Origin of the sequence: Vibrio sp. MMH1-50, from assembly GCF_022347645.1 — a bacterium.
In the GTDB taxonomy this organism is placed as follows: domain Bacteria; phylum Pseudomonadota; class Gammaproteobacteria; order Enterobacterales; family Vibrionaceae; genus Vibrio; species Vibrio harveyi.
In genome coordinates, this window is the sequence record NZ_JAKRGG010000049.1 from 20,001 (window position 1) to 31,113 (window position 11,113).

At 48.3% G+C, this 11,113-nt stretch carries 9 protein-coding genes; 6 read left to right on the top strand and 3 right to left on the bottom strand.

Annotation, left to right across the window (positions count from 1 at the left end; translation table 11 throughout):
- The first annotated feature begins 65 nt into the window (after positions 1–65).
- Positions 66–530: a transcriptional regulator AsnC gene (gene asnC / locus MHO32_RS23255; protein ID WP_005430014.1), complete on the top strand. Its 465-nt coding sequence runs from the start codon at positions 66–68 to the stop codon at positions 528–530.
- An 85-nt stretch (positions 531–615) separates the two neighbouring features.
- Here the strand turns inward: asnC and prlC are convergent, their stop codons facing one another.
- Entirely contained in the window at positions 616–2,658 is a 2,043-nt protein-coding gene (gene prlC, locus MHO32_RS23260) for an oligopeptidase A (RefSeq protein ID WP_239214359.1), read from the bottom strand.
- 424 nt (positions 2,659–3,082) lie between these two features.
- Here prlC and MHO32_RS23265 point away from each other — a divergent pair, with 424 nt between their 5' ends.
- The 3 genes from MHO32_RS23265 to gorA all read left to right on the top strand — a co-directional run bounded on the left by MHO32_RS23265 (position 3,083) and on the right by gorA (position 6,372).
- Positions 3,083–3,922, top strand: a complete 840-nt coding sequence (locus MHO32_RS23265; protein WP_239214362.1) for a 23S rRNA (adenine(2030)-N(6))-methyltransferase RlmJ — start codon at positions 3,083–3,085, stop codon at positions 3,920–3,922.
- A 148-nt stretch (positions 3,923–4,070) separates the two neighbouring features.
- Positions 4,071–4,775, top strand: a complete 705-nt coding sequence (locus tag MHO32_RS23270) for a glutathione S-transferase family protein (RefSeq protein WP_199453516.1) — start codon at positions 4,071–4,073, stop codon at positions 4,773–4,775.
- A 241-nt stretch (positions 4,776–5,016) separates the two neighbouring features.
- A complete protein-coding gene (gene gorA, locus MHO32_RS23275) occupies positions 5,017–6,372 on the top strand; it encodes a glutathione-disulfide reductase (RefSeq protein WP_005429991.1) in 1,356 nt (451 codons plus the stop codon).
- Positions 6,373–6,494: 122 nt separating this feature from the next.
- Here the strand turns inward: gorA and MHO32_RS23280 are convergent, their stop codons facing one another.
- Both MHO32_RS23280 and MHO32_RS23285 read right to left on the bottom strand, forming a co-directional pair.
- On the bottom strand, positions 6,495–7,106 hold the full coding sequence (locus MHO32_RS23280) for a bifunctional 4-hydroxy-2-oxoglutarate aldolase/2-dehydro-3-deoxy-phosphogluconate aldolase (protein ID WP_005430025.1): 612 nt from the start codon (positions 7,104–7,106) through the stop codon (positions 6,495–6,497).
- A gap of 9 nt (positions 7,107–7,115) precedes the next feature.
- Positions 7,116–8,492 (bottom strand): GntP family permease, encoded by a 1,377-nt coding sequence (locus MHO32_RS23285; protein ID WP_005434597.1) that lies wholly within the window; start codon positions 8,490–8,492, stop codon positions 7,116–7,118.
- Between the two features lie 152 nt (positions 8,493–8,644).
- Between MHO32_RS23285 and MHO32_RS23290 the strand changes: the two genes are divergently transcribed.
- Positions 8,645–9,166, top strand: a complete 522-nt coding sequence (locus MHO32_RS23290; RefSeq protein ID WP_005434599.1) for a gluconokinase — start codon at positions 8,645–8,647, stop codon at positions 9,164–9,166.
- Positions 9,163–10,959 (top strand): phosphogluconate dehydratase, encoded by a 1,797-nt coding sequence (gene edd, locus MHO32_RS23295; protein ID WP_239214365.1) that lies wholly within the window; start codon positions 9,163–9,165, stop codon positions 10,957–10,959. Before MHO32_RS23290 ends, edd begins: the two co-directional genes overlap by 4 nt.
- The last annotated feature ends 154 nt before the right edge of the window (positions 10,960–11,113 follow it).

The window sequence follows — 11,113 nt, forward strand, 5'->3', positions numbered from 1 at the left end:
TGTGAATCCTGTCCGCTGTGAGTATAAAATGAACTTTAAACCTCATACCCAACGGAAATAATTGTATGAATGCGAGCTTGCCTAAACTCGACGATCTCGATCGCGCGATTCTCAAAACTCTGATGGCGGATGCGCGTAAGCCTTACGCGGAAATGGCAAAACAGTTTAATGTCAGCCCAGCGACCATCCACGTTCGTATCGAGAAAATGAAAGCGGCAGACATCATCGAAGGTACTGAGGTAATCGTCAATACCAAAAAGCTAGGATATGACGTATGTTGCTTTATCGGCATCAACTTGAATGCCGCACGCGACTACCATTCAGCGCTAGAAAAGCTAAATGCCCTCGATGAAGTGGTAGAAGCTTACTACACCACAGGCGCGTATAACATATTCGTCAAATTGATGTGCAAGTCGATTGAGGAGCTACAATTTGTATTGATTGATAAGCTTCAAGCGATCGACGAAGTGCAATCCACCGAGACGCTGATTTCGCTTCAAAACCCGATCAATCGCAGCGTAAATCCATAACACTCTGAATCAGATACTAAAAGCTGAATCTAAGAACAAAAAAATGGGCAGCCACTTGGCTGCCCATTTTCATTCTCAATCGAGATTACGCTGCGATACCTGAATGACGCAATAGCGCATCAATTTCTGGCTCACGACCACGGAAGCGCTTAAATAGCTCCATTGGTTCTTCACTGCCACCCATTTCTAGGATGTTGTTCAAGAAACTTAGACCGGTTTCTTTGTTGAAGATGCCTTCTTCTTCAAAGCGAGAGAACGCGTCCGAAGACAGCACTTCTGCCCATAGGTAGCTGTAGTAACCCGCGCTGTAACCACCAGCGAAAATGTGACCAAAGCTGTGTGAGAAACGCGCCCACTCAACCGCTGGTACAACTGCCACTTTATCTTTCACTTCTGCCAAGGTTTCAAGCACACGAGCACCCACTTCTGGGTCGTATTCTGTGTGCAGAGTGAAATCGAACAAGCCGAACTCTAGCTGACGTAGGATGCCCATCGCCGACTGGAAGTTCTTCGCTGCTAGCATTTTATCTAACATCGCTTTTGGTAGCGGCTCGCCTGTCTCGTAGTGACCAGAAATAAACGCCAGCGCGTCTTCTTCCCAACACCAGTTTTCTAGGAACTGACTTGGTAGCTCAACCGCATCCCAAGGCACACCGTTGATGCCCGATACCGCGCCTGTTTCTACTTGCGTCAGCATGTGGTGGATACCGTGACCAAACTCGTGGAATAGAGTCACGACTTCATCGTGTGTAAACAGTGCAGGCTTGTCGCCCACTGGACGGTTGAAGTTACACGTTAGGTAAGCAACTGGTGTTTGTAGCTCGCCTGATAGCGTCACACGACGACCACGGCAATCGTCCATCCACGCACCGCCACGTTTGTGTTCGCGTGCGTATAGATCTAGGTAGAAGCTACCGCGCAGTGTGCCTTCGCCATCGAAGATATCGAAGAAACGCACTGATTCGTGCCAAGTATCCACGCCTTCACGCTCTGTTACTGTCATACCAAACACGCGGTTTAGCACTTCAAATAGACCACTTACTGCTTTTGATTCAGGGAAGTAAGGACGCAGTTCTTCATCCGAGATTTGGAACAAGTGCTGCTTTTGCTTCTCGCTGTAGTAGGCAATGTCCCATACGTTTAGCTCGCTAACACCAAATTCCGCATTCGCAAACTGGCGTAGCTCTTCGATTTCGCGCTCACCTTGTGGTTTCGCTTTGGTTGCCAAATCGTTCAAGAAGCCAAGAACTTGCGCTGGGTTCTCTGCCATTTTGGTTGCCAGAGATTTCTCGCTGTAAGTGTTGAAGCCCAACATACGAGAGATTTCATGACGCAGTTTTAGCTGCTCAGTGATGATTTCTGTGTTGTCCCATTTGCCTGCATTTGGACCACGGTCAGAAGCGCGCGTTACGTACGCTTCGTACACTTCTTTACGTAGGTCTTGGTTATCACAGTACGTCATCACTGGTAGGTAAGATGGGATATCTAGCGTGATTAGGTAGCCATCGAGCTCTTTTGCTTCTGCTGCCGCTTTTGCTGCTGCAAGTGCAGATTCTGGCATACCCGCTAGGTCTTTTTCGTCGACAACGTGCTTGGTCCAACCCATGGTTGCATCCAGTACGTTGTTGGAGAATTTTGAGCTCAGCTCAGACATGCGCTTACTGATTTCGCCGTAGCGATGTTGCTCATCTGATGGTAGACCGATGCCCGAAAGCTCGAAGTCGCGTAGAGAATCAGAAATGGTCTTCTGCTGTGCACGCGTTAGCGTCGCGTACTCTTCGCTGGCTTTGATCGCTTTGTACGCTTCGTAAAGACCTTTGTGCTGACCAACCCAAGTACCGTACTCAGACAGGATTGGTAGGCAGCTTTCGTAAGCCTCACGCAGCGCTTCGCTGTTCACTACTGAGTTCATGTGACCCACTGGTGACCAAATGCGGCTCAAGCGGTCATCCGCTTCTTCAATTGGCGCGATCACACTGGTCCAGCTTGGGTTTGCATTGTCTTTAAGTACCTCGTCAATCTTGGCACGACAATCCGCAATCGCCTGCTCCACTGCAGGTTTAATGTGTTCTGGTTTGATTTGCGAAAACGGAGGAAGATCCGTAAACGTAAGAAGTGGATTAGACATGAATAATTCCTTTTGTGTTTTGGCTCTGTATTTGCCTATTCGCATTTGCAAAGACTCTATTGGTATTTGCAAAACAGTAGGCGAACTCAATGCACAGGCAAGCCGACAACATGGATGGGGGGATTTCCGTTCCCTTTCTCGATGCAGCAATGACCGAATGGGTCAAAGAGCGCTTACTCTGTCCTTGAGTCTTGTTATGCCTAAGTTCGGTTTGGCACTCTATTGGAGCGGCACAATCCCACTTAGGTTCAATTTGTTTACTCATACTAAGTATGGGTGACTTAAAGAAATTTCAATAGCGAATCCCTATCAGTGATACTGATTTGAATCGAAGTTCTACTTCTTCAAGTTACTTGAGTATAATACCGCCATATCGCGAAAATCACAGACCACACTCAGTCAAAGAGTGTTTCGAGAGTTTAATTTGTTAAGTTACCGCCACAGCTTCCACGCTGGCAACCATGCTGACGTGGTAAAACACATCGTTCAAAGCCTCATTCTTGATGCACTAAAGCAGAAAGATAAGCCGTTTGTTTATCACGATACCCACTCGGGTGTGGGACGCTACGATCTGACTCACGAATGGTCTGAGAAAACGGGCGAATACAAACAAGGCATCGCGCGCATTTGGGATAACTCAAACATCCCTGAAGAGATCGCAAGCTACATCGATTCAATCAAAACATTGAACAACGGTGAGAATCTTCGTTACTACCCAGGTTCACCGCGTGTTGCACGTGCACAAATCCGCCCACAAGACCGCATGGTTCTAACTGAGCTGCACCCAGCCGATCACCCGCTACTAGAGCAAGAGTTCAACCGCGATCGTCAGGTGAGCATCTACAAAGAAGATGGCTTTAAGCGTCTAAAAGGCAGCCTGCCACCGCAAGAGCGTCGTGGTTTGGTGCTGATTGACCCACCATACGAACTAGCGAAAGAGTACCGCGACGTCGTGCAAGCGATTTACCAAAGCCACAAACGTTGGGCAACGGGTATCTACGCGATTTGGTACCCAGTAGTAAACCGCCATGACATCGAAGACATGATTGAAGGTTTGGAAGGGCTTGGCATTCGCAAAATTCTGCAAATCGAATTGGGCGTATCTCCAGACACCAACGAGCGCGGCATGACGGCATCGGGCATGATCGTGATTAACCCACCGTGGAAACTGGAAAGCCAGATGAAAGAAATTTTGCCATTCCTGCAAGAAGCGATCGCGCCAGCAACGGGTCACTGGAAAGTCGACTGGATCGTTCCAGAATAAAAAAACACTGAATTTCATAACCTTAAAGCGCAATGATGACCTCGTTGCGCTTTTTTTTTATTTATTTTCTAAAAATTTTCGTCTTCGCTTCGTCTTTTCTTTTTTGCCTGCGTCTTAGGGATGTAAACAAGCTAAAACATAGAGAGAAATGACCATGCTTAAAGTTATCAGTTTTAAAATTTGCCCATTTGTTCAACGCGTAACTGCGGCACTAGAAGCAAAACAGATCCCTTACGAGATTGAATACATCAACCTAAAAGATAAGCCACAATGGTTCCTAGATATCTCACCAAACGGTCAAGTGCCTGTGATGGTGACAGAATCTGGCACGGCACTGTTTGAGTCGGATGCGATCATCGAATACATCGAAGACGAATACGGTCCGTTAGAGCAAGGCGTGACAAACGAACAACGCGCACTAGACCGAGCTTGGAGCTACCTAGGTTCTAAACACTACTTGGCACAATGCGGCACGATGAGCAGCAAAGACCAAGCAACCTTTGAAGAACGAGCAGAGAAACTGATCAAAGCGTTCCAAAAAGCAGAAAACCAACTGTCTGGTGAAACCAAGTTCTTCAAATCCGATGAACTAAGCAATGTGGACATGGCTTGGTTGCCGCTTCTGCATCGCGCTGCCATCGTCAAAGCGCATTCTGGTTACGACTTCTTCTGTGGTCTGCCAAAAATGCAGGCATGGCAAAAGCACATCCTAGAATCAGGATTGGTAGAGAAGACAGTATCGGAAGATTTCGTGCAGCTGTTTAGCGATTTCTACCTAACCAACACTTATCTTGCGGACGGCAAAGACGCTCAAGCTCAAGGCGGTTGTGGGTCTACAAGCTGCTGCGGTTAATGCTTTTCCCCTCCCCTGAGCATGAAAAACACCAAGCGGAATAGCGCCTTATTCCGCTTTGCTATCCTTTCATCGCTATTTGTCATAAGCAATGTCACTTTTTCCCATTTAGGAAATTGCTAGACTCGATTTATGATAGGGACATGGAATTAACAACAATTCCGTTGGGCTGTTGAGTTCATCACCCACCACCCCAATGTAATTATTGTCAGACAAAATTAATAAGCTCTTGGAGAAAGTAATGGCGACTCATTTTGATTATATCTGTATCGGCGGCGGCAGCGGCGGTATCGCATCAGCAAACCGTGCGGCAATGTACGGTGCTAAAGTAGCGCTTATCGAAGCTCAAGACCTTGGCGGTACCTGTGTAAACGTTGGTTGTGTGCCTAAGAAAGTGATGTGGCACGGTGCGCAAGTTGCAGAAGCAATGAACCTGTACGCAGAAGACTACGGCTTCGATGTAGATGTAAAAGGTTTCGACTGGAGCAAACTGGTTGAGAGTCGTCAGGCTTACATTGGTCGTATCCACCAATCTTACGACCGCGTTCTTGGCAACAACAAAGTAAACGTTATCAAAGGCTTTGCTAAGTTCGTTGACGAGAAAACAGTTGAAGTAAATGGTGAACACTACACAGCGGATCACATCCTGATCGCAGTGGGTGGTCGTCCAACGATTCCAAACATCCCAGGCGCAGAATACGGCATCGATTCAAACGGCTTCTTCGAGCTTGCTGAACAACCAAAACGCGTTGCAGTGATCGGTGCAGGTTACATCGCGGTTGAAATCGCAGGTGTACTGCATGCACTTGGCACAGAAACGCACCTATTCGTTCGTAAAGAATCACCGCTACGTAGCTTCGATCCAATGATCATTGAAACGCTAGTAGAAGTGATGGACGCAGAAGGTCCGACTCTGCACACCCACTCTGTGCCAAAAGAAGTGGTAAAAGAAGCAGACGGCAGCCTAACTCTGCACCTAGAAAACGGTGAGAGCCAAAACGTAGATACCCTAATCTGGGCAATCGGTCGTCACCCAGCAACTGACGCTATCAACCTAGCATCAACAGGCGTTGCAACGAACGATCGTGGCTACATCAAGGTAGACGAGTACCAAGAAACGAACGTGAAAGGCATCTACTGTGTAGGTGACATCATGGAAGGCGGTATCGAGCTAACACCAGTGGCTGTTAAAGCGGGTCGTCAACTTTCTGAGCGTCTGTTTAACAACAAACCAAACGCGAAGATGGACTACGATTTGGTACCAACTGTGGTATTCAGCCACCCACCAATCGGCACTATCGGTCTAACGACTCAAGAAGCAGAAGAGAAGTACGGCAAAGACAACATCAAGGTCTACACGTCTGGCTTTACTGCGATGTACACAGCGGTTACTAAGCACCGTCAACCATGTAAGATGAAGCTAGTATGTGCTGGCGAAGAAGAAACGGTTGTTGGTCTACACGGCATCGGCTTTACCGTTGATGAAATGATTCAAGGCTTCGGCGTAGCAATGAAGATGGGCGCAACCAAAGCAGACTTCGACTCTGTTGTGGCTATCCACCCAACAGGTTCTGAAGAGTTCGTGACGATGCGTTAATCACGCATGAATCACTTTGCTGGTTTAAGCAGATAAACAAAAAGGGTCATCAATTACTTGATGACCCTTTTTCTATTCACGTTTTAAAACGTTCGGGGGTATTTCGGAGCCGTTTGCGCGTTTTACTTAACTGCGCGAACCAATTCAGCAATACCTTCCCAATCGCCGTTGTCCATCATAGCGGTTGGCACCATCCAAGTACCGCCACAAGCGACAACCGATTTCAGCGCTAGGTAATCTTCCACGTTCGATGGGCTTACACCACCTGTTGGCATGAATTCCACTGGGTAAACCGCCGTTAGTGCTTTAAGCATGTTTACGCCGCCTGAAGGCTCAGCAGGGAAGAACTTCAGGGTACGTAGACCCATTTCCATTGCTTGCTCAACCAAGCTTGGGTTGTTCACACCCGGTACGATTGTCACGTTGCGTTGCTGACAGTATTTCACTGTCGTTGGGTTGAAACCAGGGCTCACGATAAAGTCCACACCCGCTTCAATCGCGATGTCCACTTGCTCTGTTGTCAGTACTGTACCAGCACCGATCAGCAGTTCAGGGTACGCTTCACGCATGATGCGGATCGACTCAGCCGCCGCTTCAGTGCGGAATGTTACTTCCGCACATGGTAAACCGTTTTCTACCAACACTTTTGCCAGTGGCAGAGCGTGTGCTACATCGTTGATTGCGATAACTGGGACGATTTTGATTTCTCTTAATCGTTGTTCAAGTGTTGTCATGGGTAACCTCTAAAGAATAAAGCTTAATGTTGCTACGATAATAAACGCGATACCACCAAGTAAAGTTTCCATTACCGTCCAAGTTTTTAGCGTTGTTTTCTCATCCATCTCTAGTAGACGAGATACTAGCCAGAAACCAGAGTCGTTGAAGTGAGAAAGCACTGTTGCACCACCTGCAATCGCGATAACGATAAAGCATAGGTCTAGCTCGCTCAAACCAGTTGATGCAGCCACTACTGGCGCGATAAGTGCTGCAGTTGTCGTTAGTGCTACGGTTGCTGAGCCTTGAGCAACACGCAGACAGGTAGAGATAACAAATGCCGCTACGATCACTGGCATACCTGTGTCAGTCAGAACGTCTGCTAGTGCATCACCGATACCACTTGCACGCAGTACGCCACCAAACATGCCGCCCGCACCTGTTACTAGGATAACGCCACAGATAGGAGCCAATGAGTCGCCACACAGCTTCTCAAGTTTTGCCATGCCGTAGTCTTTCGCGAATACCGCAAGAGACACAAGCAGAGTAATCAGAAGTGCTACCGGTGTTTTACCTAGCATACGCAGGAACTCAACCAGTGCTGTTTTGCCATCAATCACACCCGCAACCGCTAGCGTGTTCAGTACTGTGTCTAAACAGATTAGCAGTACAGGCAGCACTAGGATGGTCATTACTGTGCCAAATTTTGGCAGCTTAGATTCATCAACTTGTGTTTCACCGTTGAAGAACGCTTTTGATAGTGGGATATCGAATTTCTTGCCCGCGTACAGACCAAATAAGTAAGCGCCTAGGTACCAAGTTGGGATAGCCACTAGGATACCAACAACAAGCAGTAGACCAATGTTTGCGCCTAGAAATTCTGCTGCTGCAACAGGACCAGGGTGCGGAGGAACAAAACCGTGCATTACTGCAAACGCACCCGCTGCTGGTAGTGCGTATTTGATTGGCGAACCACCAAAGCGTGCTGCCACACTTAGGATGATTGGCATCATGACCACTAGACCAGCATCAAAGAAGATTGGGAAACCGAACAGTAGTGAAGCCACACCCAATGCAAATGGTGCGCGCTCTTTACCGAAGCGTCCAATCAAAGTATCTGCCAGCACTTGCGCACCGCCAGTTACTTCCAAAATCTTACCGATCATTGCGCCAAGACCAACCAGCAATGCAACTGAAGCCAACGTGCCACCGAAACCACTCATCATGGTTGGGACAACTTGGTCAGAAGAAACGCCAGTCGCAATCGCAGTACCTAAACTCACCATAGTTAGGGAAGCAAAAGCGTGCACTTTTAGCTTAATAATCAATACAAGTAACGCCGCAATCGCGAGGACTGCAATCGTTAATAGGAACGTAGGGTCTGGAGCTTGGGTTAGCTGTTCCATGGGTTCACCTTTAAAAATTATTGTTTGTGTTGTGGTTCACATTTATTTGAGTTACCGGTAACATGTTACCGATAACATGAATAAGATAAACCCATATTTTAAAGTGAATTCAAAAATTGAGATCACGCGCAAATTTGTTATGAGGATAAGTTATGGCTGGTAGTAGTGTCGTCGTTATGGGCGTTTGTGCGAGTGGCAAAACCACAATTGGTGAGCACTTGGCGAAAAAGCTGGGACGTAAATTCATTGATGGTGATGATCTTCACCCACGAGCAAACATTCAGAAGATGGCATCAGGTCAACCTCTGAACGACGACGACCGCAAGCCTTGGTTAGAACGTATCCGCGACGCTGCTTATAGCTTAGAAAGCAAAAACGAGCACGGCATTATTGTCTGTTCGGCACTAAAAAAGATTTATCGTGACCAAATCCGCGAAGGCAACGAGAACGTGACCTTCCTCTTCCTAGACGGCAGCAAAGAACTGATCCTTGAGCGTATGCGTGCTCGCCAAGGTCACTTCATGAAAGAGAACATGGTCAACAGTCAGTTCGAAGCCCTAGAGCGCCCAGAAAATGAGCCTCGCACCATTTTCGTCAGCATCGATGCAACCATCGAAGACGTTGTGTCGAATGCCGCTGAGTTAATCCTAGTGCAAGACGAGGCAATGGCATGACTCATCAAGTAATTTTAGACGTTACCCAACGCTTAGTTGAGCGCAGCCAAGAGGCGCGTGCGGCGTTTCTTGCTCGCACTGAAGTCCAAGCCGAAGCGGGCAAAGGTCGTGTCGGTCTGTCTTGCGGTAACTTGGCTCACGCTGTTGCGGCATCTTGTTCTTCAGAAAAGAAAAGCATTCTGGATTTCACGCATTCGAATGTAGCGCTGATCAGTGCTTACAACGATATGTTAAGTGCCCACCAGCCTTACCAACACTACCCTGATCAAATCAAACAAGTGCTGTCTGGTTATGGTCACACCGCGCAAGTTGCTGGCTGCGTTCCAGCAATGTGTGATGGCGTGACTCAAGGTCAAGCAGGCATGGATATGTCACTGTTTTCTCGTGACTTAATTGCTCAATCAACTGCGCTTTCACTGAGCCACAACGTATTCGATGCGACCTTGCTTCTGGGAATCTGCGACAAAATCGCACCGGGACAATTGATGGGCGCGCTGTCTTACGCACACCTACCAACGGCATTTGTGCCAGCAGGTTTGATGGCAACGGGCATCAGCAATGAAGAGAAAGTCGACGTTCGCCAAAAATACGCGGCGGGCGAAGTAGGCAAAGACGCACTGCTTGATATGGAGTGTCGCGCTTACCACTCAGCTGGCACGTGTACTTTCTACGGCACAGCAAACACCAACCAGCTTGTGTTTGAAGCAATGGGTTTGATGCTGCCAGGTTCGGCATTCATCCATCCACATACTGAGCTGCGCAAGGCATTGACTGATCACGCTGCTCTGAAAATTGCGGCAATGAATGCAGGTTCAGCCAATTTCCGTCCATTGTCTGAAGTGGTCACCGAAAAGAGCCTGATCAACGGCATTATTGCTCTTTTGGCATCGGGCGGCAGTACCAACCACACTATTCACATGTTGGCAGTGGCGCGTGCAGCGGGTTTGATTCTGACATGGCAAGACATCAGCGACCTATCTGAAGTGGTGCCATTATTGGCGCGCGTTTACCCGAATGGTCCAGCTGACATGAACGCATTCCAAGAAGCTGGCGGCGTACCTGCGCTATTGCATCGTTTGGACGAGTCGGGCTTGCTTCACCGTGACGTGAAACCGGTATTCGGCGAATTCGAAGACCAAATGACGCTACCTACACTAGTCGACGGCAAACTGACTTGGACACCATGTGGTGGCAGCCAAGACGGCGAAGTGATCGCTGCATCAACGCAAGCTTTCCAAAACACCGGTGGTACTCGCGTACTTCACGGTAACTTGGGTAAAGCGGTGGTGAAAGTCTCTGCGGTGAAAGAAGATCAGCGCATCATCGAAGCCCCTGCGATCGTATTCCAATGCCAACACGAAGTGGAAGCGGCGTACAAACGCGGTGAGCTAAACCAAGATTGCATCGTGGTCGTGACGCACAACGGTCCTGCAGCGAACGGCATGCCAGAGCTGCATAAACTAATGCCAATTCTCGGCAACGTGCAGAAAGCGGGCTTTAAAGTCGCGCTCGTGACGGACGGTCGACTATCTGGTGCATCGGGTAAGATTCCATCAGCAATCCACGTTTCTCCAGAAGCAATTCGTGGCGGAGCGATTGGCTTAGTCCGCAATGGCGACATCATCCGCGTTGATTGCCAAACTGGCGAGCTGAACAACCTAAGCGATGTTACTGACCGTGAATTGTTAGAGATGGATACTGAAGTGAAACAACAGACTTGGGGTCGCGGCTTCTTTAGCGTGATTCGTCAAAGCGTTTCGAGCGCAGAAGAAGGCGCAAGCTTTATTGTTTAGGACGGGAAGAAAGACCCCGTCATTCCGACGAACCTAAGCGAGAGCAGGAATCTAATATCAAAGTGCTGTGAAGCGAGAGGAAACACCTCTGCCACAGCACTTTTTGTTGGTAGATTCTGAATCACGCTCGTCCCTCGCTGTTCAGAATGACGAG

What these genes read in the sequence shown, in the direction of transcription:
- asnC (WP_005430014.1), top strand. Translation starts at nt 66, where the DNA reads ATGAATGCGAGCTTGCCTAAACTCGACGATCTCGATCGCGCGATTCTC.
- prlC (WP_239214359.1), bottom strand. Translation starts at nt 2,658, where the DNA reads ATGTCTAATCCACTTCTTACGTTTACGGATCTTCCTCCGTTTTCGCAA.
- MHO32_RS23270 (WP_199453516.1), top strand. Translation starts at nt 4,071, where the DNA reads ATGACCATGCTTAAAGTTATCAGTTTTAAAATTTGCCCATTTGTTCAA.
- gorA (WP_005429991.1), top strand. Translation starts at nt 5,017, where the DNA reads ATGGCGACTCATTTTGATTATATCTGTATCGGCGGCGGCAGCGGCGGT.
- MHO32_RS23280 (WP_005430025.1), bottom strand. Translation starts at nt 7,106, where the DNA reads ATGACAACACTTGAACAACGATTAAGAGAAATCAAAATCGTCCCAGTT.
- MHO32_RS23285 (WP_005434597.1), bottom strand. Translation starts at nt 8,492, where the DNA reads ATGGAACAGCTAACCCAAGCTCCAGACCCTACGTTCCTATTAACGATT.
- MHO32_RS23290 (WP_005434599.1), top strand. Translation starts at nt 8,645, where the DNA reads ATGGCTGGTAGTAGTGTCGTCGTTATGGGCGTTTGTGCGAGTGGCAAA.
- edd (WP_239214365.1), top strand. Translation starts at nt 9,163, where the DNA reads ATGACTCATCAAGTAATTTTAGACGTTACCCAACGCTTAGTTGAGCGC.